The following is a 23,000-nucleotide window of genomic DNA, read 5'->3' on the forward strand; positions in this document are numbered from 1 at the left end:
TTAAAGCGCGCGGTTATTTCACGAATGCAATGCTGGTGGGCGCGGGAATGGAAATTGATTGCTCGCTATCCGCAATCGTGCCGTCCTTCGGGTCGATACGAAACAGGCTCACGTTGCCGCTGCGCTGATTCGCGACGAACAGCCACTTGCCCGACGGATCAATGGCGAATCCCCACGGCTTGTCGCCGCCCGAGGGCGTGCGTTGCAATTCGGTGAGCTGCCCGCTGGCGCCGTCTACGCTATAGACAACGAGCGCATTTTCGCCGCGGTCTTCGACATAGATGAAGCGGCCGTCGCGGCTCATCGCCATTTCCGCGCCGCTCTTGACGCCCTCGAATCCCGGGCGGCTAATGGGCAGCGTTTGCAGGGGCGTGAGTTGCGCGGTGGCGGCGTCCCAGCGCAACACCTGCAACTCCGCACTCAGTTCGGTCAGCACATAAGCGTACTGTCCTGTCGTTCCGAAAACGACGCGGCGCGGACCGCTGCCCGCCGGCATGACGAACGCACGCGGCGCGCCTTCGTCGAGTTGCGTCAGTGCGTGCGTGGCGCGATCGAAGCCGTAAATAAACACGCGGTCGGCGCCGAGATCGGGCACGAGCGCGTAGCGTCCCGAAGGGTCGATGGTGACGCCGTGCGCGTGCGCATCGGTCTGACGCGGGCTCGGGCCGGAGCCTTTTTCCGCAATCGTCGATTCGAGCGCGCCTACGCTGCCGTCGCGATTGACAGCGAGGCTCGATACGGAGCCGCTGTTGTAGTTCGCGCCGAGCAAGGTCGATGAGGGTGCATCGAAGTGCAGGAAGGTCGTGCCGCGGCCGCCGGTGAGCACGTCGTTGATGCGTTCGAGCGAGCCGGTGTCGCGATTCACGGCGTAAGCCGTCACGCTGCCTTCCTTGTCGCGGTCGTCGTTCACGGCATAGAGCACGGGCAGGTGCGGATGCGAGGCGACCCAGGTGGACTTCAACCCTTGTGCGACGGTGCCGACATCGACGAACTTGCCGGTGGCCGCGTCGAAGCGCAGCGCATTAATCTGCTGATGCAGCGTGCCCACGTAGACGAATTCCGTATGGGAATCGGCCGCCGCAGTGGCGGCACAGGCGGAGAACACGCACGCGGTGAGGCCGACCAGGGCCGCGCGCTTTGCCAGGTTTGCTTGCGTTACGAATGGCGCCATATTCGAATGACCTGATTGAAAAGTGAGGGAATCGTTGAAACGCGAAAAGCGTATTCGCTGCACAAGTTTGGGTCCCTGCACAAATTCGGGATTCGCCAGCACTTTTCAATCGAACCAGGGAAGATACGGGGAAGGGCGATGGAAAATCGCGCACGCACTGTCGGCAATGATTGCGTGCGCGCGCCGGCGATCGGTAATGGCAGGAAACGGCAGGGAACGGCAGGAAAAGGCAGGAAAAGGCGTCGATGCGCGATTGATACGCTTTCGACGCGTTTTCAACGTGCTTTCGATGCGATGTCGATGTGCTATCGGCGCGCTTCGCTGCGGAACTGGCTGGGCGCCTGGCCCACTTCCCGGCGAAAGAAACGCGTGAAATAGGCGGCGTCGGCGAAACCGAGCATGAACGCAATCTGTTCCACCGACATATCACCGAAAATCAGTTCGCGCTTGGCCTCGGTGATAATGCGCGCGTGAATCATCTTCGTCGGGCTTTTTTCAGCGGCGGACGCGCAAGCGGCGCGCAATTGCACGAGCGATACCGCGAGCATCGACGCATATTGCTGGAGCGGCAGATTATCGCGGTAATGTTCGTCGATCAGTTTGCGGAATCGCTCCACCAGACGCACGTCGTTGCGTGCCACGGCGTCGTTGCCGGGTTGGTCGAGCTGGGCTTCGCGAACCAGCGTCAGCAGCAGCATCGTCAGCAACGCTTCGGTGCCGGTCACCTGACCGACAGCATCGGATTCCACCTCTTGTTTCAGGCGCTGAATGAGGGCGTAGACCTCGTTGGCCGCCTCGGCGTGATAGGCAAACGGCACCATGCGCGGCGTGGACCACAGCGCGACGAACTCGCGCAGCCGCGCATTGACCTGGGTGAGATACGACACTTCCACCGTGACGACCCAGCGATCCACGTCGATCTCGTAGTCGAGCCCGTGTATGCATTCGGTCGGCACCAGCAGGGCGCATGGCCCTTCGAACGGTACGCTGCGTCCTTCGAGATTCATCACGCCGCGGCCGTTGCGCACGAAAATGAGTTGGCCATAGGCGGGATGCGCGTGCGGCGCGGTGCGCCAGCGGCCGCGTTCTGTCACGTGGCCGACATGCACGAACCAGTTTTCCTCCTCGGCAGGCTCGACGTACAGGCGAACCTTCGGGACCGTGCTCAAACGGTTTTCGCCGGCCGCTCTGTGCGTGGGCTTGCTGATCGTTGCGCCGTGGGCCATGAAGTCTCCTGGACGGCCGTGCGTGCGGCCGCCATTGCGATGGTTATTTCGCCGTAACGCTGTACCTTCTGGCCGGGTCCGCGTGCGACTTGCTCGATTTACCCCTTTAAAAAGGGACCGTGAAACTCGTCCTATTCTGTCATAGGCCGTCTTTCGTGGCGACCTGCGATATACCCCGATACCGGCGCGCGGAACTTTCCGGCGCCGGTTCGAGATGTGCGTCAGAACGTATGGACCATGCCGACAATGACGCCGCGCGTATTCGACCCCGGCGCCACCGTGACGCCCGCATAGGACGTACCGTTGAGCGTGAAGGCCGCCTTGTTGCGGTTTTCGATAAAGCCCGCCGATGCGTAGAGCGTCGTGCGCTTCGACAAATAGTGCTCGTAGGTCATGCCGATCTGCTGCGCATTGTTGCCGTTCCCGGTGCGATCGTGCTCGTAGCCGTACATCAGCGCGAGCTGGTCGGCCGGACCGAAACTCCACGATCCCGAGGCCTCATACACGTCGCGCTTGATGCTGTTATCGGTCTGATGCTCGGTGTGATAGGCGAGATAGAAGCGCGCCGGTCCCGCGCCCACCGATGCGCCCGCGTTGAACACTTTCAGCGTGGAAGTGCCCGCGGCGTTGTCGGCCTCCTCGTAGCCCGCCGCCACCCGGAACGGCCCGTTTTCGTAACGCACGGCGGCGTTGTAGAACTGCAGGCCGTTGCTCGGCTTGGTGGTGGAATCGCGCATCGCGACCATGAATTGCGCGGTCAGTCCGTAGACCGTCGGCGTGAAGTAGGAGATCGCGTTGTTGACGCGGATGGTCAGCGAGTTGAAGTTGAGCATCGGCGAACCCATGCTCATGACGGCAACCGGGTCGAGTTCGCGATTCAGGAAAATATATTGCGGCGTGTTTTGCAGGCCGAAACGCACTTCGCCGAACGAACCCGACAGGCCGACCCACGCCTGGCGATTGAAGGCGGCGGCCGAATTGGCGGCCGCGCCGGTCATGGCGGAGAAGCCTTGTTCGAGCTGGAAATTGACGTGTACACCGCCGCCGATATCCTCGGTGCCTTTGAAGCCATAGCGGCTTGCGAACAGACCGCCCGACGTGGCGCGCACGACCTTGCCCGCGCCGCCGTTCTGATATTCGATGCCATTGTCGATCACGCCATAAAGCGTGACGGACGATTGCGCCTGGGCGGTCTGGATGAGGCAGGCCGACGCCACGCCGGATGCCACGACTAGCATTCGTTTCATTGTTGTCTCCACGTTGATTTTATTTATTGCGCGCTACCGGGCTGGATGGCCGGTGCTGAAACTGTTCGATCGACCTCGACTTGTTCGATTCGGATGACTAATCAACACGAAAAGAGAACCGCATTGAAAATGCGGTTCGCAGCGTCTGATTAGTGCGGAAGGCGGCTCAATAGCCGATCAAAAGCGGCTCAATACCCGGCCATTTCGCGCGCGGCACCGACGACGCCATAGGTGCGCGACGGCGCCGACATCAGGAAGCGATAACCTTCCTGAATGAGTCGTTGATGATTTTTCGCGGTGACGTGGGGATGACCGACAACGACATTGTGCTTCTTGCAGGTCTCGACGATCTGCCGCATCGCGTCGAGCACTTCAGGGTGTTCGTATTGACGCGGGAAACCGAGTTCCTGACTCAGATCGCCTTCGCCGATCAGAATCAGGCCGATGCCGGGCACATTCGCCAGAATGTCGTCGAGGTTTTCGATGGCTTGCGTGCTTTCACACATCAGGCCCACGAGAATTTCGCCGTGCGGTGCGAGCGGCCAGACATCGGCTACCTCGTAATACTCCGGCATCGACAAACCCCAATAACGCGCCGCGTTGGCGGGGCCGTCGCCGCGCACGCCTTTCGGCTCATACAGCGGCGCGTGTTTGGGACGCGCATAGCGGCACGAAGCGACAGCGTTATACGCCTGCTCGACCGTCGCGACGTGCGGCCAGATCACGCCATAAGCGCCGCGGTCCAGCACCTGTTTGGCGAAGCTCTGGTTCATCTCCGCGCCATTCGCCGGAATACGCGCGATGGGCGTCACGCGCGGCGCGACCGAGCCGCTTTCGGCGATCTGCTTGCGGCTGAGCATGTATTGCAGCGCATCGCCGAATGCGGCCACGTCGTACGGGTTGTGCTCCATTTCGAACACGACGCCGTCATAAGGCGCATCGCTCATTTCGATCGCGCTCTGCTTGTCGAGCTTCGAGAAAGCGGCGAACGCCGCCTTGCCCGATTCAAATGCGCGGATCATGCCGTTAATGCGGGTGTTGCTCATCGCTCTGCCTCTCTGCTTGCGAATGCTGCGTTATTCGTCCGCTTTCCAGTACATGAAGCCCATGCCTTCGCCGGTGCCCGCAGGCGTGCGCCAACAGGGCACGTAATCGACCAGCGTCATTTCCGCGCCGGTTTCTTCGACCGCCTTCATCACGCTCACATAGAGCTTGATTTCCGACGTGCCGGATTGATACGAGCGGTCGTCCACGGCGGCGAGGCCGTCGTAGTCGTACGTCGCCAGCATCTTCATGATGCGATGATCGAATTCTTCGTCGTTGACGAAATGCGAGAGGCCGCCCGAGGCGAAAATGCCCACGCGCACGTCGGCGGGCCAGGCCGTGATCGCATCGCGCAGCACGCGGCCGAATTCGATGCAGCGCGACATCGAAGGCTGCGTCGGCGGATAGAAGCAGTTCATGATGATCGGCACGTGCGGCGGCGGATTGTCGTCCATGATCTGGTGATAGACGAAGCTATACGCGTGCGGCGCGACCGGGTATTCGGGTAGCGGCTTCATCCAGACGTTGTCGGGCCACGCGAACAGATCGGTGAGATCGAAGCCTTCCGTCTGGAAGTGGTTGATCAGGTACGCGGCCAGTTCGGGATGGCACGCGTGCGTGACATGGCGGTCGGGCGCGTAGACGGGGCGTTGCGGCGGGCCGTTGTGGACTTCCGCACCGCTATAGATCGCGATGGAAGGGGAGAAGTCGGTGAAAATTTCCTTCTGGTCCTTGCCGAGAATGATCGCCACGTCAATCTTGGCTTCGCGGTAAGCGGCCGCCATCTTGTCGAGTGCGACGCGGCAACGCGCGGCGCGCGCCGTGCGCTCCTCAAGCGTGAGGAACGGCGCGAATGCCGCTTCGCGGTGCGCTTCCAGTTCGGGATAGGTCCACGTGCGGTTGCGGAACCACAGCTCAGGATTATTGCGGTCGCGCTCGCCGTTCTTGAGCCAGTCTTCCGGTGCCTGGCCGAGCATGCCGCTATGCGGTACTGCCATCCCGAATACGATTTTCGCCATATCAGTTGTTTCCAGTGTTCAAACGGTCGCCACGGTCAGGGCCGCGGCCACGAAAGTAGAGGCGGCGAGTGCCGCCGGATTGATTCGGAGTCCGTGCTTTATGCTTCGCGCAGTTCGCACTGCGGTTCGTTCGCCTTCGGCGCCCAGTCGGGACGATAGAGAATCGCCGTGGCGGCCGCGCCCACCAGCAGGAAGACGAAGATCACCATCATCGGCAGGTCGTAGCTCTTGCCGACATGCAGCAGCCAGCCCGACAGGCTCGCCGCCACACCGCCCGCGAGGCTCGTGGCGACTTGCTGCACGCCGGTCACGAGGCCCACGGTCTGCTTCGGAATCAAGGTAAGTCGCGAGAGCACGAGATTGTTTGCGGTCGTCAAGCCGAGCAGCGAAAGCGAGAGCACGTTCCAGAACAGCGCCACGCCGAGCGAGTGAGCAAACACACCGAGCAGCACCGTGCAGCCGCCCACGAAGCCCGCGATGATGAACGCCTTGCGTACCACGATCGCATTGGCGCCGCGCGCGATGATGCGGTCGGCGGCCCAGCCCGCGATGGCGGCGACGATGGCGATGCCCGCGAAGCTGAAGAACGTGAAAATGCCCGAGCGGCCAATCGACAAGCCGCGTTGCTCGACGAGATACGCGGGCATCCACGTCATGCAGAAAAACGTGAAATAGCCGTAGCAGAAGTTGGTGATCATGCCGCCCCACACAACCGGACTCGACAGAATGCTCGCGAGGCTCACGGTGCGGGCGCTGCGATCGGCCTTGCGCAGCGTGTCGCGCGTGGGCAGGTCGTTGCGCACCATCAGCAGCCAGGGCACGAGCCACAGCAGGCCCACGAGACCCGTGGCGAGGAACATGGCCTTCCACGAGTAGTTGACGATGAACCACGCGGCGACCGGCGCGCCGATGGCGGGGCCGAATTTATTGCCCATCGCGAGAATGCCGACGGCGAGACCGCTCTGGCTTTCGTGGAAGTTATTGCGGATCCAGCGATAGCTCGCGGGAATCACAATCGCTTCCGCAATACCCACGAGCAGGCGCATGACGACGAGACCGGCCAGCGTGGTGACGGCGCCCATCAGCGCGGTCGCGAGGCACCAGAGCGCGAAGCAGATCGCGTAGGGCCATTTCACGCCGTAGCGGTCCGCGACCCAGCCCATCGGCACCTGAAAGAGCCCATACGACCAGAAGAATGCGGAATTGATCCAGCCACGGTCGACATTGCTGAGTGCGAAGTGGCGGATGAACGTGCTGTCCGCGAGCACGCTGGAAATGCTGGTGCGATCGACAAAGGACGTCAATACGCCGATCGCGAGCAGGGCGAGTACGGCCCAATTGCTCACGATGCCCGATCGTTCGGTTTTGCTCGTCTCCATGTGCTTTCTTCTTGCCTCGGTTAATTCTTCGTTGATTCCCGGTTAATGCCCGGTTGTTACATGGTTGATGCTATTCAGCGCCGGATACAGTTTGAGCGCCGTCTTGCCGAAAATCCACGCGCGGTCTGCGGCGTTCAGGCATTGCAGCCCGGTTTGTGCGGTGGCGAGAATGTCCTGCAACGTGCCGCTCGAAGTCGGAAAATTCGATCCCCACGCCATGCGTTGCGCGCCAAAGGCCTCGACCACGCGCGGGAAAAACGTTTCGGCGCTCGCGGGCGCTTTCTTGACGTCGCCGAAAATGCGCGGCGTGAGCTTCAGAAAGATGTTTTCGTATTCCGCGAGTTCGAACAGGCTTTGCGATTTCGCGTAGGGCTGACCGTCGGTGACATCGGGGCGCGCCAGATGATCGAGCACGATCGGCACGCCCGGAAAACGTTGTGCCAGCGAGCGGATCTGTGGAATGCCGACGGGGCCGGTCTGAATGCACATCGGCAGGCCGAGTTCGGCGCACATTTCCCACGCGGGAAAGGCGCGCGGGTCGTCGAGTTCGCTCGGGTCGAATTCCTTGGTGCTGCCGCCGGTGAAAAGGCGCAGGCCTTCGAGACCCTGATCGATCCATTCCTGAATGCGTTGCGGCGCATCCGGTTGCAGCACGTCGACGGAACCCACGGCGACCAGCCGCCCCGGATAACGCGCGCAGCTCTCCGCCACATAGCGGTTGTCGAAACCGTAAGTGGTGGACGAATGCACCACGGCCGCCTTGCCGACGCCCGCCGCGTCCATCGCGGCGATCAGCGTTTCGACGGTCGTCGGGCGTTCCTTCGACCAGTCCGAGCGCTTGCCGAACAGCGGCGCGGGCGGATAACGACCTTCGTCATCGGAAATGATGTGCGGGTGAATATCAACGATTGAGCCGGGCATGAGCGTCCTGGAGTGTGTACGCGTTGTCGTGTCTGTCTGGCGGTCGGGCGAAGCGCTTAGCGTGCCTGCGGATCGACGAAGAGTTCGTTCAGCGCGAGCCGGCGCGGCGTGAGCCTCTGCTTGAACGCGGTGGCTTCGAGCGCTTCGATGGTCTTGCGGTTCGCTTCGATGCCGTAGGGCAGCGGGTCGGCGCCGACAATGCTACGGAGTTCCAGGTATTTTCTGTCGCCGGCGCTGCTTGCCTCGCCCGCGTTCAGACGCGCGAGCCATTCACGTTTGGCTTGCGTGAAGGCGTCGTCGAGCGAGCGCGCGATCCACGGATGCTCGGCGAGAATCGCGTCTTTCACGACGATGGTGCCGTGCATCGGATAGATACCGGTACGCGCGTAATACTCCTTTTCGATCGCGGCCGCGTTCGGCAGCAGATCGGGATAATCGGCTTCGACTTCCTTCCAGCCGCCCGTGGGCGCGCCGGTTCGGCCGATGCCTGCCGCGCCCGCGAAGCCCGCCGCGAGTTCGCCGCTCGCCATCATGTCCGCGAGCGAGCTGCCCTTGGGCGCGTGCTCGACGTTCGACGGCAGCTTCAGTTGCGTCACGTGTTCTTCGTCGTCGACCACCCAGGTGACTTTCGACGCATCGAGACCGAATTCGTCGATCAGCACCTGGCGCGTCCACACGCCGGTGGTCACCGAATAGGCGCGCACGCCGACCTTGCGGCCTTCGAGGTCTCGCGGATGCCGGATGCCGGCTTCGGGACGCACGAGCAGGCCGCCGTGATGGAAGCGCCGCGTGACGAAAATCGGCAGGCCGACGAACGGCGCGCCATGCGCGCGGGCGATGATATAGGTCGTGGGCGCGAGTTCGCAGACGTCGAATTCGACATCGCGCACCATGCGCCGGAATGCGCCAATCTGGGGCTGGACCGTGACGAATTCGGCGTCCACGCCTTCGATCGGAATGGAACGATTGCGGATTGCCGCCGTATGCGGGTGTTCGCCAATTGCAATTTTGAGCCGCACCTTATTTGCCAACACTCGTCTCCTGGAATGGGACCGCTGCGCTTCGATGGAGAGAGAATATTTGAGCCGCCCGCGCGCGTCCCTATACAAAAGGGAGATTCGATGGCACTTTTTTCATACGGCGCGCGTTATGTGGCGCGCTTGCGGGCCCGGTCAGGTTCGCCATTATGTGTCCGTATTGCGCATCTCACGTACCATCTCGGGTTGGCAGTCACCCTAACCCTTTGCGCGGCGCGCGATCATGGACAATCTCGGAGATATTCGCCTTTTCGTCGAAGCGGCGGGGCAAGGCAGCCTTTCGGCGGCGGGCCGCAAGCTGGGGCTGTCGCCCGCGGCGGCGAGCGCGCGGCTGGTGAAGCTGGAGGGCGCGCTGCATACGCAGTTGTTCGAGCGCTCGACGCGCAAGCTGCGCCTCACCGACGAAGGCCGCCTGTATCTCGCGCATTGCCAGCACGCGCTGCAAACGCTCGACGACGCGCGCGCGGCGCTGCAGGCCGGACGCGCCTCGGTGAGCGGCACGCTGCGCGTGTCGGCGACCTCGGATTTCGGGCGCACGGTGCTGCGCCGCTGGCTCGACGCGTTCAACGAGCAGCATCCGAACGTGACGCTCACGCTCGTGCTGTCCGATTCGCTTTCGCATCTGTTGCAGGACGATATCGATCTCGCGATCCGCTTCGGCGTGCCCACCGACAGTTCGATGGTCGCCAAACGGCTCGCCGACAACCGGCGCGTGCTATGCGCCTCGCCCGCGTATCTGGAGGCGCGCCGCCCGCCTTCGCACCCGGACGAACTCGGCGAACTCGACTTCATCCTGCTCGCGTCGGCGGCGGGCGTGGCCAATAACTGGCGTTTCGCGCGCGGCGCCGAGACGGCGCTGTTCAGCGCGCCGCTCGACTGCTCGCGCCAGACCAACGACGGCTCGCTCGCGCGCGAGTGGGCGGTGGAAGGGCGCGGCGTGGTGATGAAATCGATCTGGGATATCGGCGCCGATCTGGAGGCGGGGCGCCTGCGCGTGCTGCTGCCGGAATGGCGCTGCCCCGACGTGCCGGTGCACGCGCTGTTTCAGCGCACGCCGTATATGGCGCCGCGCGTGCGCGCCTTGCTCGACTTTCTCGAAGCGCGGTTCGCGGAGGCGTCCGGGACGCTCGCGCCGTATTTGCGCTAGCGCCCGGCACGCCCATCAAGTGGGATTCAAGCCGCGATCACGGCCTTCGCTTCGAGAAACGCCTCTAGTCCGGCCACGCCATATTCGCGCCCGATGCCCGACTGCTTGAAGCCGCCGAACGGCGCGGCCGGTTCGTGCGCGAGCGTGTTGACGAGCACGCGGCCCGCCTCGATACGCGCGGCCACCGCGTTCGCGCGCGCCGTATCGGCGGAACAGACATAGGCTTGCAGGCCGTACGGCGTGTCGTTGGCGATCTCGATCGCGTGATCGGTATCGCGGTACGCGATGATCGCGAGCACCGGCCCGAAGATTTCCTCGCGCGCGATCGTCATCGCGTTCGTTACGCCGCTGAACACGGTCGGGCGCACGAACCAGCCCGTGGGCGCGCCGTCGGGCCGCCCCTCGCCGCCCGCGAGCAGGCGCGCGCCTTCGTCGATCCCTACGCGGATGTAGCGCTGCACGCGCTCCCATTGCTTGCGGCTGACCATCGGGCCGATGCTCGTGCGCGGGTCGCGCGGATCGCCCGATTGAATCCCGGCGACGGCCTCGACGATCTTCGCCTCGAATTCGGCGAGACGCGCTTGCGGCACCAGAATGCGCGTGCCCGCGATGCAGGCCTGGCCGCTGTTCATGAAGCCCGCTTGCAGCGCGAGCGGCACGGCGAGGTCGAAGTCGGCGTCGTCGAGCACGATCGTCGGCGACTTGCCACCGAGTTCGAGCGTCACGCGCTTGAGCGTCTGCGCACCGGTACGCAGGATCGATTTCCCGACGGCCGTCGACCCCGTGAACGAGAGCTTGGCGACGTCGGGATGCGCGCTGATCGCCGCGCCCACGGTGTCGCCGCGGCCCGTGACGATGTTGAACACGCCCGGCGGCAGCCCGGCTTCGTGCAGCGCCTCGGTCACGATGCGCGTCTGTATCGCGCTCATCTCGCTGGGCTTGATCACGGCTGTGCAACCGGCCGCGAGCGCAGCGGCGAGCTTGCCGCAGATGAAGCCCGCGTTGCTGTTCCAGGGCGTGATGAGCCCGGCCACGCCGAGCGGCTGCATCGTCACCTGGGCGGTGCCCGCGCGGCGCGTGAACGCGTACTGTTCGAGCACGTCGGCGGCATCGCGCAGCACGTTCGAGGCGTGCTGCGCCATCCAGCGCCCGCGCGAAACCGGCGCGCCGTATTCCTCGACGATGGCGTCGAACAGCGCGTCCTCGCGCGCGGCCACGGCCGCGTGCATGCGGCGCAGCATGGCGACGCGCTCGTGTTGCGGCGTGCGCGAGAAGGCCGGAAAGGCGCGCTTCGCGGCGGCGACGGCGGCGCGCGCGTCCTCGGCGTCGGCGAGACGCACATGGCCGATCACCTGTTCGGTGGCCGGATTGAAGAGTTCAAACCGTTCGCTGCCGTGCGGCGTGACGAAGGCGCCGTCGATATAGATGGTGTCGATGACCTGCATGGTGGCTCCCGAAAACGTGGCGACCTGCACACGATAGTGCGGCGCGATTGATTCGACTAGCCGTACAATCGAGGACGAGTCATTGAGCGATTTGGGATAATGAAGACATCGGGACTGGGCGAACTCGAAGCCGTGCTCGCGGTGGCGCGCCACCGCAGCTTTCGCGCGGCGGCCAACGAGCTGGACGTATCCACGTCGGCGCTGAGCCACGCGGTGGCGGCGCTGGAGACGCGCATCGGCGTGCGGCTGTTCAACCGCACCACGCGCAGCGTGGCGCTGTCCGAAGCGGGCGCGCAGTTCGTGGACAGCGTCACGCCCGCGCTCTCGACCATCCGCGAGGCCATCGAACAGGCGGGCAGCTTTCGCGACACGCCGTCGGGCACGCTGCGCATCAATACCTCGCTGGGCGCGGCGAAGCAGGTGATGCCCGTATTCGTCGAATTCCTGCGGCGCTATCCCGAGATGAAGCTCGACGTGGTGACCGAAGGGCGGCTCGTCGATATCGTCGTGGACGGTTTCGACGCGGGCATCCGCCTGGCCGAAACCGTGCCGCAAGACATGGTGGCGGTGCCGTTCGGCGACCGGCAGCGTTTTACCGTGGTTGGGAGTCCGGAGTATTTTGCGCGCCACGGAAAACCGCGTGTGCCGATGGATCTGCGATCGCACCGCTGCGTTCGCGCGCGCATGCCGAGCGGCACGATTTATCAGTGGGAATTCGAGCGGCGCGGCGAGAGCGTGCGGATCGACAGCGAAGGCGCCATCACGCTCGACGACGCCGACCTGATCCTGCGCGCCGCGCGCGCCGGGCTGGGGCTCGCGTATCTGACCGAATGGAACGTGGCCGAGGATCTGGCCAAGGGCACGCTGGTGCGCGTGCTGGAGGGCTGGTTGCCGCCGCTCGACGGATTGTGTCTGTACTATCCGGGCAGGCGGCATGCGCCAGCGGGTTTGCGCGCGCTCGTGGAGACGATCCGCGAATACGCGCAAGTGGAGCGCGAGGCGGCCAAGGCCGACACGCGCAAGGGCAGCGGGGCGACGCCGCGCGCCGCCCGCAAACCACGCGCTTAATCGAGCGCCTTGTTGCCGGTTTCTTCGAACATCGACACGGCGATCAGCGAAATCACCACGCAGCCGATCATGTACCACGCGGGCGCCATCTTGCTGCCCGTTTCGCGGATCAGCCAGCCTGCCACGAGCTGCGCCGTGCCACCGAACGCCGAGACCGCAATCGCGTACGCACTCGACATATAACCCGCGCGCAGATGCTTCGGGAAATTCTCCGGCATCAGCGCATAGGCGGGCGCGCTGCCCATCGTGTAGCAGAGCATCAGCACGATCAGCGCGGTGAGCACCACGGGCAGCGTGGGATAGTGCGTCATGATCCAGAACGCCGGATAGAGCAGCACGATCAGCGCCACGCGGCCGATGATCGTGAGCGGCTTGCGGCGGCCCATGCGGTCGGACCACGCGCCGTAGATCGGGCACATCACGAGCGAGATCGTGCTCGACGCCACGCCCGCGAGCATCGACATCTTGCTCGGTAGTCCCAGGTACTGGATGCAGTAGGTCGGCATGTAATACATCATCACGTACGTCGACACCGACATGCCCATGATCGAGAAGATCGTGAGGAACCAGTTGCGCACGTAGAGGCCGCGCTTCGGGTCGTCGCGATCGGCGACGGCTTTCGGTGCGGGCGGTTCCTCGCGGATATGGCGGCGCAGATAGATGCCCACGGGCGCGATCAGCGTGCCGCAGAGGAACGGAATGCGCCAGCCCCAGCTATGCATCGTGTCGGCGGAGAGCAGAAAGCCGAGGCTCGCCGCGAGGCCCGAGCCGAGCAGCGCCGCCGCGCCCTGGCTCGCGAGCTGCCAGCTGGCGCGAAAACCGCGGCTGGCGGTGCCGCCCATTTCGAGCAGCGTCGCCGTGGCCGCGCCGAATTCGCCGCCTTGCGCGAAGCCCTGCAACAGACGCGCGGCCACGATCAGCACCGGCGCGGCGAGGCCGATCTGCGCGTACGTGGGCGCGAGGCCGATCGACGCGGAGCCGATCGCCATCAGCAGGATCGTGAGCGTGAGTGCGGGTTTGCGGCCCGCGCGGTCGGCGTAGCGGCCGAGCACGATGCCGCCGAGCGGACGCATCACGAAACCCACGGCGAACACCGCGAACGCGAGCAGCGACGAGGTGATCGGATCGTCGGCGGGAAAGAACTGATGGCCGATCGTGAGCGCGAAATAGCTATAGACCGTGAAGTCGAAGAATTCGAGCAGATTGCCGATCACCGCCGCGAGCACGATCTTGCGCTGCTGGCCGGGCGTCATCGGTGGCGCATCGGCCTCGTGCGCGGAAAGGGTGGACGTGCTGACGCTCATGCGGGGGCCTTGGCGAGAAAACGTTCGACGAGACGCGTCCAGAACGCGGCGCCGATCGTGAGGTTGTCGTCGTTGAAGTCGTAGCGCGGGTTGTGCAGCATCGGCTGGCCCTCGCCGTTGCCGAGGCGCACGAAACAGCCGGGCCGCTGTTGCAGGTAGTAGGCGAAATCCTCGCTGCCCGCGATGGGCGGAAACGGCGCGATCACGCGCTCGGGGCCGACCAGTTCTTCGGCGACTTCGCGCGCGAACGCGGTTTCGGCTTCGCTGTTTACGAGCACCGGATAGCCGCGGATAAAGTCGATTTCTGCCGTTGCGCCATACGATTCCGCTTGCGCATTCACCACCGCGCGAATGCGCGCTTCGAGCGTTTCGCGCACGGTCGGCGAGAACGAACGCACGCTCATTTCGAGCACGGCGCTCTCGGGAATCACGTTGGCCGCGTGGCCCGAATGGAACGAGCCGACCGTGATCACCGCCGCTTCGTTCGGATCGACATTGCGCGCGACCACCGATTGCAGCGCCATCACGATGCTGCTGCCGACCACCACGGGATCGACGGCCAGATGCGGACGCGCCGCGTGGCCGCCGCGCCCGTTCACGCGCACTTTCACCGTATCGCAGGCGGCCATCAGCGCGCCCGAGCGGAAGCCGAACGTGCCCACAGCCACGCCCGGATGATTGTGCAGGCCGAAGATCGCGTCGCAGGGGAAGCGCTCGAACAGGCCGTCGGCGAGCATGCGCACGGCGCCGCTGTCCGAACCGGCTTCCTCGGCGGGCTGGAAGATCAGATGCACGGTGCCGTCGAAATTGCGCGTCTTCGCGAGTTGCTGCGCCGCGCCGAGCAGGACCGTGGTGTGGCCGTCGTGACCGCACGCATGCATCTTGCCGTCGTGGATGCTGGCGTAGTCGAGACCGGTCTGCTCGTGGATCGGCAGCGCGTCCATGTCGGCGCGCACGCCCACCGTGCGCGTGCTCGTGCCCGCCTTGAGCGCGGCCACCACGCCGTGGCCGCCCACGTTGCGCGTCACCTCGTAGCCCCACGATTGCAGCTTGTCGGCGACGAAGCGCGCCGTATCGGCTTCTTCGTACGACAGCTCGGGATGCTGGTGAATGTGATGACGAATTTCGTCGAGTTGCGCGCGGGCATCGGCCAGGTCTTCGATCTGGCAATAACGGCTGTCGCTCATGACGTGGGGCTCCTCCTTGTTGTGCGGAATGCGGAATACGTAGTGCGGATCGCGTATTGCAAATTGCAGATTTCAAATTGCAATGTTCAAGCCCGAGTATTGCATCGACGAAAAACTCGACCGATGACTGAAACGCGTCGAAAATGTTGCCTTCAAGTCAACGATTCGCGCGGCGTTCCCGGGGCAGTGCAGGCTCATGGGGGGCAAATCGTTGTCGAAAGGTTCGCGAAAGGAATGAAAATGAATCCAACGGAAGGCGGAGCGGAGCCGCTGGCAGAACGCTGGATCGACGAAATCGGCGAGCGCACGCTGCGTTATCTGGCCGAAATCGCCGCGAGCGGCGGCGTGCGCATGGCCGCCGAAACGCTCGGTGTGAATCCCTCGGTGATCAGCCGTCAGGTGGCGGCGCTGGAGCGGCGGCTGCGTTTTCCGCTGATCGAGCGGCGCGGACGCAACGTGGTCGTGACCGAGATCGGCCAGGTGCTGATCGATCATTACCGCGACAGTCAGCGGCGTCAGCGCGATCTCGCCGCGCGCCTGGAGGAATATCGGCAATTGCGGCGCGGACGCGTGGCGCTTGGTGTGGGCGAGGGCTTCATCGGCAATCTGATCGCGCGCGCGTTGCAGCGATTTTCGATGACGTACCCGGACATTCTCGTCGAGATCCGTTCGGGGCCGACGCCCGTGGTGCTCTCGCTGGTGCGCGACGACGTGGTCGATATCGGCTTGTGCACGCGCACCGCGGACGATCCCGCGCTGCGCATTCATACCTTCGCGTCGAAACCGTTGTGCGCCGTGGTCGCGCCCACGCACCGTTTCGCGCGCATGGCGAAGGTGCCGCCCGAAGCGCTGGCGCAGGAGCGCCTGATTTTCATGCGCGAGGCGTTTGGCGTGCAGCAGATCGTGCAGTCGCTATTCGAGGACGTGCGCCTGAACGTGATTCCCGCCTATCGCGTGGATCTGTTCAACACGGCGCAGACGCTCGCGGCAGGCGGGCTGGGCGTGGCGTTCATGTCGTCGATTACGGCGCGGCGCGGCATCGAGCTTGGCGAGCTGGTGGCGGTGCCGATCGATCATCCGATCGCGGCGGGTTTCGGCAGCCAGATGATGACGCGCGTGGGGCGGCGGCTGTCGCCTGCGGCGGATCACCTGTGGAAGCAGTTGGCGCGGAGTTTCGTGCAGACGACGGGGAAGTAGGGGGATCGCGTTTTTGCTCTGAAATGCTACTAACGGTCAGCCCCGCCACCCACCCAAAAACCGGAATATCGCGCGCCGCACGGTAATCGACTCACCCGCCCGACATGGCCGAGCAGACGGCGGCGCGCACGATATCACGATCGTTCGATATTCAACGTCGTGCGTTGAGTGCATCGCCCGAATTAATTCGGCATCCAAATTAATGAAATGAAAAAAGACGACGCGATTCACGCGCCGCCTTTTATCGGCTCATTCAAATCTCGCCGCGGTCAATACCGCGAAAGCTGGCTGCCGTTGATCTGCACGCGGTCGCCCGGACGCAGATCGCCGGGCGTCGGCACATTGAACGCGCGCATCGAACCGTCGCTTACCTGCACGTCGATCTGATACGAGGTGTTTTGCGCGCCCATCTGCTGGCCGATCTGATTGCCCGCGACCGCGCCGCCGAGCGCGCCGATCACGGTCGCCGCGTCGCGGCCGTGACCGCGTCCGAACTGATTGCCGATCACGCCGCCGAGCACCGCGCCCACCACCGTGCCCGCCACGCCCGATACCGGCGATGCGCTGCTGACCGGACGCACATTCGTGATCGTGCCGTACTGCGCGCCATATTGCGCGGCGGACGGGGTGTTGTATTGATTGCCATATTGCCCGCCGTTCTGCGTGTCGTAGACAGGCGCGGGCGGCGGCGGCGGTGCATAGACGGGCTGCTGCACGGTCGCCGGTTGCGCATAGGCCGGCTGCGCGTAGGCGGGCTGGGCATATTGCCCCGAATAACCGGAGCCGTAGCCCGGCCCATAACCCGGCGCCACGCAGGCAGTCAGGGAGAGCGTCGTGACGGCGGCAATCGTCGCAAGAAAGGCGGACTTCGTGGTGAGCATCGGCATGGTGTGATTCCCGCATCGGCGTCGCGCGAGGCGGCCGATGTCAATGTGGAGAGCGAATGCGCGGGAGTATAAGGAATGCGCGTTCGCTCGTCCGATGCCACCGGGTAACAACGTGTAAAGTCTGTTAGCACCAATCCTCACGCCACCGCATCGCCCCGCTTGCCGCTCGGCAGATCGCGCACCACCACATACTCGGGATCGCGCTGCTGCTTCGCGAAGATCGTGAGTATTTCGCGCCAGGCGGGCCACAGTCCCGCATACGGCGTCGGCATCTGCGCGGCCACCGTTTCGTGAAAACGCGGCAGCGCATGAAACGGCACGGTCGGGAACATGTGATGTTCGATGTGGTAGTTCATGTTCCAGTAGAGAAAACGCACGAGCGGATTGAGCCTGACCGTGCGGCTCGATACGCGGTGATCGAGCACGTTCTCCTTGAGTCCCGTGTGCTGCGTGAGCGCGCACAGTTCGTGCAGCCACGTGCCATACGCACGCGCGACGAACAGAAACAGAATCGGCAGCCAGCTATGCGCCGCGATTGCCCAGACGAACACCGCCACATAACAGGCCAGCAACACACGCGAATTCGCGCACATCTTCCTGTATTCGGATTCCGGCACGACCTCTTTTGCGCCTTGCGTGACGATGCCGAAGCTATGCAGCGCGATCGCGCCGAGAAACTGAATGCCGTGCGAAATGCGCACAAAATCCGTGACCAGTTTCAGATAGCTGAGCGGGCGCTTGAACGCGAGTTCGGGGTCCTTGTAAGGCGCGGCAGTCAGATGCGTATAGGTGTGATGCTTCGCGTGCAGCCAGCGGCTATACACCTGCTCGCGCCACGACATGAAGCAGATCACCCAGTACACCGCTTCGTTGAGCGAGCGCGTCTTGAAGGCCGTGCCGTGCCCGAGTTCGTGCGCGGCAGCTTCGCTGAACGCGAACACGGTGCCGTAGAGCAGGAAGGCGGGCACGGCCCAGACCGTGCCGAGCGAATACCACGCGAGCACGCCGGTGCCGATCACGAGCGCGAAGAAGCCGCCCGCCTGCACGATTCCGCGCGCATCGGAGCGCGTGGAAAGTTCCTTGAGCGCCTTGCGGTCGATGTCCACGCGATACCAGGACTGCATGTCGATATTCATGAATGGGCTCCCTTGATCGAGCGTGCGCGCATCAGCGGTACGAACCGGCGTATTGCTGGACCACGGCGAGGTTGTCGCGCGTGACGAAGCTCGGGCCGGAACTCACGGTCGAGCCGGTATACACAGGCTTCAGTCCGTATTTATCGAGCCGCGCGGCGACCTTCTTGTCGCTCTTGAGCGCCGCGACGATACGCGCGGGATCGCTGGTCTTGTCGCGCACGGCGATCGCCATGGCGGCGACCGAAAGATAACCCTGCAAATACGGCTGCTGATCGATGGCGAAGGCCACCTGGCCCGACTGGATCGCCTTGAGAATGTCGGGCGAGAGATCGAAGGTCGCCACATAGATCTTGCCGCTCCTGCCCGCGTCCTTCACGCCGCGCAGCACGCCCATCGCCTGATCGGGGCCGAGCGCGAGAATGGCTTGCGTGTCGGGATGCGCGCGCAGCCACGCGGCCACCTTGCTCGCGATGAGCGTGGGGTCTTCGCCGCTATCGAGCGTCGACTTCTTGTAATCGACACCGAGTGCATCCGCGAATCCTTTGCAGCGATCCCAGAGCGCCTGAATATCGGCGCCGTGATTCACGCACAGAAAATTGCGGATGCCCGCGGCCTTCGCGCGTTCGCCCGCCGCTTTGCCCGCTTCATATTCGGGCTGCCCCACGTGCAGCATCGCGCCCACTTTCATGCCGTCCTGCGGGCCGCCATTAATCGTGATGAGCGGAATATGCTTGGCTTTCACGCCCGCGAGACCTTTATCGATCATCTCGACATTCGGCACCGTGGTAATCACGCCCGCGTAATTGCGCGCGGACGCCTGTTCGAGAATGCGCACCATGTCGCCGGTATCGCCGCCGGGCGGATTGCGATAATCGACCGGCACATTGAAATCCTCGCTCGCGTCGCGCATGCCGTTTTTCACGGTGTTCCACCACGCGTTCGAATCCGAGCCGTGGCTCACCATCACGAAGCGTTCCTCGGCGGCGGCGCTGCCCGCGCCGAATGCGCCGAACGCGCTCACCAGCGCCACGGCCGTGAGCGCGGCGAACGCGCGCCGGGCCAGACGGAATCCGGTCGTCTCCATGTTGACTGTCTCCTGAATGAGTTGTCGTGGTCCGCTCGCGTACGTCCATGCCTGTACGCGCGGCGGCGGTCTTCGCGGCGCTTGTTCCGGTGCATCGGCGCGCCTTCTATTCGCGAATGACGAATAAAATGTAGTTGAAGCAATCTCAGCGCTCAAACGGAATCTTGAGGACTTTTCCTCAATTCACGGCGCATGCGAATGCGATTCGCGCATTTCACTTTCCGCAGCTGCGAGGCGTGCATGAACGTCAGACGAAAGCCGACGATGGACGATGTGGCGAAAGCCGCGGGCGTGAGCTACGCGACCGTCGAGCGTGTCTTGAACGGACGGGGCGGCGTGTCGCGCGAGAAGGAAGCGAGCGTGCTCGACGCCGCGCGCAAGCTCAAGCTCGACCGCGCGCTGCATGAGGTGTCGGTGCGCTGGCTGCGCATCGCCATCCTCACGCAGAAGCCCGATTCGCCGTATTACGCGGCGCTTCGGCAAGGATTCGAACTCGCGCAGAAGTCGTTCGAGACTTATCGCGTGCTCTGCAGCGTGACGTTCTTCGACGACCTCGAACCGCGCTCGCTCGCAAACGTCATCGCACGCGCCTCGCAAAAGGCCGACGCGATGATCGTCGTGGCCTACGAGCATCCGCTCGTGGTGGATGCGGTATCGGCGGTTGCGAAGAAGATTCCGGTGGTGACGGTCGCAAGCGATCTGCCCGACAGCGGCCGGCTCGCTTATGTGGGCATCGACAATCGCGTGGCGGGGCGCATCGCGGGCGAGTTGATGGGGCGCTTCGTCGGGCGCGATGGCGGCCAGGTGATGGTGATCGCGGGACTGCGCACCTATCTCGGCCACGAGCAGCGCGAGGGCGCGTTTCGCGCCGTGCTGCGGCGGCGCTTTCCCGCGTGCGAGGTGGTGGCGACGGTCGAGAGCCGCGAGGACGAACGCTCGACCGAACGGCTCACGCGCGAGGCGTTCCGTAAATATCCCGAGTTGCGCGGCATCTACAATATTTCGGTCGGCGACGACGGCATCGCGCGCGCGTTGAAGGCGCTCAGGCGCGAACAGCAGACGGTGTTGATCGGCCACGAACTCACGCCCGTGAGCCGCGCCTTGTTGATCGAAGGTGTGATGGATGCGGTGCTCGATCAGAGCCCGTTCGTGGAAGCGGTGCGCGCGGTCGAGGCGATTCTCGGCCATTACAATCGCGGCGCGCCATCGGGCCTGCCCTTGCAGACGCCCATTTCCATTTATCTTCAGGAGAATCTGCCCGCCGAGTTTTAAGCGCGCCGTTGCCTTATTTCATTCCTCGCTTTATGCCTCGCGTTATTCCTCGCGTTATTCCTCATTACCGCCACGGCTCTTGTGTTGTGCCGCGAGTTTGTCCTGCTGCGCGGGCGGCACCGGATCGTAATGGCTCAATTGAATGCTGTAATTGCCGTTGCCGCCGGTGAGCGAATTCAGGCGCGATTGATATTCGTTGAGTTCGGCGAGCGGTACCTTGCCCGCAATCACCATCGCATTGCCGCCCACGGTGCGCGTGCCGTGCAGTTGCCCGCGCCGCGAAGAAAGATCGCCAATGATGTCGCCCATCGACGCCTCGGGCGTCATCACCTCGATATCGACGATCGGTTCGAGCACGATGGGCTGCGCCTTCAAAACGGCATCGATAAACGCCTTGCGTCCCGCCGTCACGAACGCCACTTCCTTCGAATCGACCGGATGGCTCTTGCCGTCGAATACCGTCACGCGCACGTCCTGCATCGGAAAGCCCGCGAGCGGTCCATTGTCGATCACCTGCTGAATGCCTTTTTCCACGGCGGGAATGTATTGCGTGGGAATCGCGCCGCCTTTCACGGCATCGACGAATTCGAAACCCGCGCCGCGCGGCAGCGGCTCCACGCGCAGCATCACTTCGCCGAACTGGCCCGCGCCGCCCGTTTGTTTCTTGTGACGGCAATGGCCTTCCGCCTTGCCGCCGATCGTCTCGCGCCACGCGATGGTGGGCGGCCGCGTAATGACTTCGAGTTTGTGCTGCTCGGTGAGCCGTTCGAGCATATAGCGCAGATGCAGTTCGCCGAGCCCGCGCACGACGGTTTCGTTGGTGCCCGTGGGATGGCTGATCGAGAGGCAGGGATCTTCGGCGGCGAGCTTTTGCAGCACTTCCCAGAGGCGCTGTTCGTTGCCGCGCCGCGCCGGTTCGATGGCGAGCCCGTAAATCGGATTGGGGAATTCGAGCGGCACGAGATGCACGTTGCCGTCTTCGGGCGCGTCGTGCAGCACGGTGTCGAAGTCGATGCCGTCGGCTTTCGCCACCGCGCAGATATCGCCGGGTCCGGCGCGCGGCACGTCGGTATGGTCCTTGCCTTGCAAGCGCCACAAATGCGCGACCTTGAACGGCTGGCGGCCATCGCCGATATAAAGCTGGCTGTCGCGCGCGACCGTGCCCTGATGAATGCGGAACACGGCCATCTTGCCGATATACGGATCCATCACGATCTTGAACACATGCGCGAGCACGTGCTTGTCGGCGTCGGGCTCGGGCTGGACGGTTTCGGTCTTGCCGTTCGACGTCTCGCGATAGTAAAGCGGCGGATTGCCTTCGGTCACATTGGGTAGCAGGCGCACGAAGACGTCGAGCAATTGCTCGATGCCCGCGCCCGTGGCCGCCGAGGTGAAACACACCGGCACCAGATGGCCTTCGCGCAGCGCGCGTTCGAATGGCGCGTGCAACTGCTCGGGCGTGATGGCCTCGCCCTGTTCGAGATACAGCTCCATCAGTTCGGGATCGAGCTCGATCACCTGGTCGACGAGCGCGTTGTGCGCCGCGTCCACGGCATAAAAATCGGCCTCGCCGGCCGGATTGAAAAAGCAGTCCACCACTTCGCTGCCGCCTTTTGCGGGCAGATTGATCGGCAGACAGTTTTTGCCGAAGCGCTCCTGAATCTCCGCGAGCAGACCGGGTAAATCGACTTTCTCGCCGTCGATGCCGTTCACGACGATCATGCGGCAGAGCTTGCGCCGCTGCGCATAATCCATCATGCGGGCCGTGGTCATTTCAATGCCGTTGCGCGCATTGATGACGATGGCCGCTGTTTCGACGGCCGGCAGCGCGCCGATCGAAAGCCCCGCGAAGTCGGGATAGCCGGGGGTATCGACGAGATAGACGCGCGTGTCCTGATGATGAAAATGCGCGACCGTGGAATTGAGCGAGTGATGATATTTGCGCTCGAGCGCGTCGTAATCGCAGAGCGCGGTGCCGCGACTCACGCTGCCTGGTGTGTGCACGGCGCCGCCGCGATGCAGGAGCGCTTCGGCAAGCGAGGTCTTGCCGCATCCGGCGTGGCCGACCAGTGCGATCGTGCGGATGGCTTCGGGACTGTAATCCATGATCGCCATCGTCCTGTAAAGGCGTGTTGGGGCATTATTGGCGAAATTTCTCGCGCATGCCAGCGTTAGCGAACGCGCCGCGCGCGCGATTTCAATTCGTTGCGGTGCAGTATTTCAGCCCCA

The 23,000-nt window shown here is 63.8% G+C and carries 19 protein-coding genes; 4 read left to right on the forward strand and 15 right to left on the reverse strand.

Going from position 1 to position 23,000, the window contains the following annotated elements; all coding sequences use genetic code 11:
• Positions 1-13: 13 nt before the first annotated feature.
• The 8 genes from U4Y88_RS23800 to U4Y88_RS23835 all read right to left on the reverse strand — a co-directional run bounded on the left by U4Y88_RS23800 (position 14) and on the right by U4Y88_RS23835 (position 9,038).
• Positions 14-1,171 carry a lactonase family protein gene (locus tag U4Y88_RS23800; RefSeq protein WP_321786857.1) on the reverse strand — a complete coding sequence of 386 codons (1,158 nt, stop codon included), beginning with the start codon at positions 1,169-1,171 and terminating at the stop codon, positions 14-16.
• 305 nt (positions 1,172-1,476) lie between these two features.
• Positions 1,477-2,397: a helix-turn-helix domain-containing protein gene (locus tag U4Y88_RS23805; protein WP_224011306.1), complete on the reverse strand. Its 921-nt coding sequence runs from the start codon at positions 2,395-2,397 to the stop codon at positions 1,477-1,479.
• Positions 2,398-2,618: 221 nt separating this feature from the next.
• The gene (locus U4Y88_RS23810; RefSeq protein ID WP_224011304.1) at positions 2,619-3,644 is read right to left on the reverse strand and encodes a porin; all 1,026 of its coding nucleotides are present in this window, start codon (positions 3,642-3,644) and stop codon (positions 2,619-2,621) included.
• 188 nt (positions 3,645-3,832) lie between these two features.
• Positions 3,833-4,690: an HpcH/HpaI aldolase family protein gene (locus U4Y88_RS23815; RefSeq protein ID WP_310633980.1), complete on the reverse strand. Its 858-nt coding sequence runs from the start codon at positions 4,688-4,690 to the stop codon at positions 3,833-3,835.
• Between the two features lie 30 nt (positions 4,691-4,720).
• A complete protein-coding gene (locus U4Y88_RS23820) occupies positions 4,721-5,707 on the reverse strand; it encodes a protocatechuate 3,4-dioxygenase (protein ID WP_224011300.1) in 987 nt (328 codons plus the stop codon).
• Positions 5,708-5,805: 98 nt separating this feature from the next.
• A complete protein-coding gene (locus tag U4Y88_RS23825; protein ID WP_224011298.1) occupies positions 5,806-7,086 on the reverse strand; it encodes an MFS transporter in 1,281 nt (426 codons plus the stop codon).
• A gap of 42 nt (positions 7,087-7,128) precedes the next feature.
• Positions 7,129-8,007, reverse strand: coding sequence for an amidohydrolase family protein (locus tag U4Y88_RS23830; protein WP_321786859.1), 879 nt, complete (start codon positions 8,005-8,007; stop codon positions 7,129-7,131).
• Between the two features lie 56 nt (positions 8,008-8,063).
• Positions 8,064-9,038 (reverse strand): PhnD/SsuA/transferrin family substrate-binding protein, encoded by a 975-nt coding sequence (locus tag U4Y88_RS23835; protein ID WP_321786860.1) that lies wholly within the window; start codon positions 9,036-9,038, stop codon positions 8,064-8,066.
• Positions 9,039-9,267: 229 nt separating this feature from the next.
• Between U4Y88_RS23835 and U4Y88_RS23840 the strand changes: the two genes are divergently transcribed.
• The gene (locus U4Y88_RS23840; RefSeq protein ID WP_224011292.1) at positions 9,268-10,191 is read left to right on the forward strand and encodes a LysR family transcriptional regulator; all 924 of its coding nucleotides are present in this window, start codon (positions 9,268-9,270) and stop codon (positions 10,189-10,191) included.
• 26 nt (positions 10,192-10,217) lie between these two features.
• Here U4Y88_RS23840 and U4Y88_RS23845 read toward each other — a convergent pair whose 3' ends face one another.
• Positions 10,218-11,636 (reverse strand): aldehyde dehydrogenase family protein, encoded by a 1,419-nt coding sequence (locus tag U4Y88_RS23845; RefSeq protein WP_321786862.1) that lies wholly within the window; start codon positions 11,634-11,636, stop codon positions 10,218-10,220.
• 99 nt (positions 11,637-11,735) lie between these two features.
• Here U4Y88_RS23845 and U4Y88_RS23850 point away from each other — a divergent pair, with 99 nt between their 5' ends.
• Entirely contained in the window at positions 11,736-12,704 is a 969-nt protein-coding gene (locus U4Y88_RS23850) for a LysR family transcriptional regulator (RefSeq protein ID WP_321786864.1), read from the forward strand.
• Here U4Y88_RS23850 and U4Y88_RS23855 read toward each other — a convergent pair.
• Positions 12,701-14,008, reverse strand: a complete 1,308-nt coding sequence (locus U4Y88_RS23855; protein WP_310633985.1) for an MFS transporter — start codon at positions 14,006-14,008, stop codon at positions 12,701-12,703. The genes U4Y88_RS23850 and U4Y88_RS23855 overlap by 4 nt on opposite strands.
• Positions 14,005-15,195, reverse strand: coding sequence for a M20 aminoacylase family protein (locus U4Y88_RS23860; RefSeq protein ID WP_321786866.1), 1,191 nt, complete (start codon positions 15,193-15,195; stop codon positions 14,005-14,007). The genes U4Y88_RS23855 and U4Y88_RS23860 overlap by 4 nt, the downstream gene beginning before the upstream one ends.
• A gap of 240 nt (positions 15,196-15,435) precedes the next feature.
• On the opposite strand from U4Y88_RS23860, the gene U4Y88_RS23865 reads away from it, so the two are divergent.
• Entirely contained in the window at positions 15,436-16,392 is a 957-nt protein-coding gene (locus tag U4Y88_RS23865; protein WP_224011276.1) for a LysR family transcriptional regulator, read from the forward strand.
• Between the two features lie 269 nt (positions 16,393-16,661).
• Here U4Y88_RS23865 and U4Y88_RS23870 read toward each other — a convergent pair whose 3' ends face one another.
• The 3 genes from U4Y88_RS23870 to U4Y88_RS23880 all read right to left on the reverse strand — a co-directional run bounded on the left by U4Y88_RS23870 (position 16,662) and on the right by U4Y88_RS23880 (position 19,499).
• Complete coding sequence (locus tag U4Y88_RS23870; protein WP_224011345.1) at positions 16,662-17,273, reverse strand: glycine zipper 2TM domain-containing protein; 612 nt, start codon at positions 17,271-17,273, stop codon at positions 16,662-16,664.
• A gap of 143 nt (positions 17,274-17,416) precedes the next feature.
• Complete coding sequence (locus U4Y88_RS23875; protein WP_321786868.1) at positions 17,417-18,415, reverse strand: fatty acid desaturase; 999 nt, start codon at positions 18,413-18,415, stop codon at positions 17,417-17,419.
• Between the two features lie 31 nt (positions 18,416-18,446).
• Positions 18,447-19,499, reverse strand: coding sequence for a sugar ABC transporter substrate-binding protein (locus U4Y88_RS23880; RefSeq protein WP_321786870.1), 1,053 nt, complete (start codon positions 19,497-19,499; stop codon positions 18,447-18,449).
• A 240-nt stretch (positions 19,500-19,739) separates the two neighbouring features.
• Between U4Y88_RS23880 and U4Y88_RS23885 the strand changes: the two genes are divergently transcribed.
• Positions 19,740-20,771 (forward strand): LacI family DNA-binding transcriptional regulator, encoded by a 1,032-nt coding sequence (locus U4Y88_RS23885; RefSeq protein ID WP_310633989.1) that lies wholly within the window; start codon positions 19,740-19,742, stop codon positions 20,769-20,771.
• 54 nt (positions 20,772-20,825) lie between these two features.
• On the opposite strand, the gene fusA is transcribed toward U4Y88_RS23885, so the two are convergent.
• Complete coding sequence (gene fusA / locus U4Y88_RS23890) at positions 20,826-22,877, reverse strand: elongation factor G (protein WP_310633990.1); 2,052 nt, start codon at positions 22,875-22,877, stop codon at positions 20,826-20,828.
• Positions 22,878-23,000: the final 123 nt, after the last annotated feature.

Source organism: Paraburkholderia sp. J94 (genome assembly GCF_905220285.1).
In the GTDB taxonomy this organism is placed as follows: domain Bacteria; phylum Pseudomonadota; class Gammaproteobacteria; order Burkholderiales; family Burkholderiaceae; genus Paraburkholderia; species Paraburkholderia tropica_A.

Excerpts from the sequence above, each read along its gene's own strand:
- U4Y88_RS23800 (WP_321786857.1), bottom strand. The coding sequence starts at position 1,171 with ATGGCGCCATTCGTAACGCAAGCAAACCTGGCAAAGCGCGCGGCCCTG.
- U4Y88_RS23805 (WP_224011306.1), bottom strand. The coding sequence starts at position 2,397 with ATGGCCCACGGCGCAACGATCAGCAAGCCCACGCACAGAGCGGCCGGC.
- U4Y88_RS23810 (WP_224011304.1), bottom strand. The coding sequence starts at position 3,644 with ATGAAACGAATGCTAGTCGTGGCATCCGGCGTGGCGTCGGCCTGCCTC.
- U4Y88_RS23815 (WP_310633980.1), bottom strand. The coding sequence starts at position 4,690 with ATGAGCAACACCCGCATTAACGGCATGATCCGCGCATTTGAATCGGGC.
- U4Y88_RS23820 (WP_224011300.1), bottom strand. The coding sequence starts at position 5,707 with ATGGCGAAAATCGTATTCGGGATGGCAGTACCGCATAGCGGCATGCTC.
- U4Y88_RS23825 (WP_224011298.1), bottom strand. The coding sequence starts at position 7,086 with ATGGAGACGAGCAAAACCGAACGATCGGGCATCGTGAGCAATTGGGCC.
- U4Y88_RS23830 (WP_321786859.1), bottom strand. The coding sequence starts at position 8,007 with ATGCCCGGCTCAATCGTTGATATTCACCCGCACATCATTTCCGATGAC.
- U4Y88_RS23840 (WP_224011292.1), top strand. The coding sequence starts at position 9,268 with ATGGACAATCTCGGAGATATTCGCCTTTTCGTCGAAGCGGCGGGGCAA.
- U4Y88_RS23845 (WP_321786862.1), bottom strand. The coding sequence starts at position 11,636 with ATGCAGGTCATCGACACCATCTATATCGACGGCGCCTTCGTCACGCCG.
- U4Y88_RS23850 (WP_321786864.1), top strand. The coding sequence starts at position 11,736 with ATGAAGACATCGGGACTGGGCGAACTCGAAGCCGTGCTCGCGGTGGCG.
- U4Y88_RS23855 (WP_310633985.1), bottom strand. The coding sequence starts at position 14,008 with ATGAGCGTCAGCACGTCCACCCTTTCCGCGCACGAGGCCGATGCGCCA.
- U4Y88_RS23860 (WP_321786866.1), bottom strand. The coding sequence starts at position 15,195 with ATGAGCGACAGCCGTTATTGCCAGATCGAAGACCTGGCCGATGCCCGC.
- U4Y88_RS23865 (WP_224011276.1), top strand. The coding sequence starts at position 15,436 with ATGAATCCAACGGAAGGCGGAGCGGAGCCGCTGGCAGAACGCTGGATC.
- U4Y88_RS23870 (WP_224011345.1), bottom strand. The coding sequence starts at position 17,273 with ATGCTCACCACGAAGTCCGCCTTTCTTGCGACGATTGCCGCCGTCACG.
- U4Y88_RS23875 (WP_321786868.1), bottom strand. The coding sequence starts at position 18,415 with ATGAATATCGACATGCAGTCCTGGTATCGCGTGGACATCGACCGCAAG.
- U4Y88_RS23880 (WP_321786870.1), bottom strand. The coding sequence starts at position 19,499 with ATGGAGACGACCGGATTCCGTCTGGCCCGGCGCGCGTTCGCCGCGCTC.
- U4Y88_RS23885 (WP_310633989.1), top strand. The coding sequence starts at position 19,740 with ATGAACGTCAGACGAAAGCCGACGATGGACGATGTGGCGAAAGCCGCG.
- fusA (WP_310633990.1), bottom strand. The coding sequence starts at position 22,877 with ATGGATTACAGTCCCGAAGCCATCCGCACGATCGCACTGGTCGGCCAC.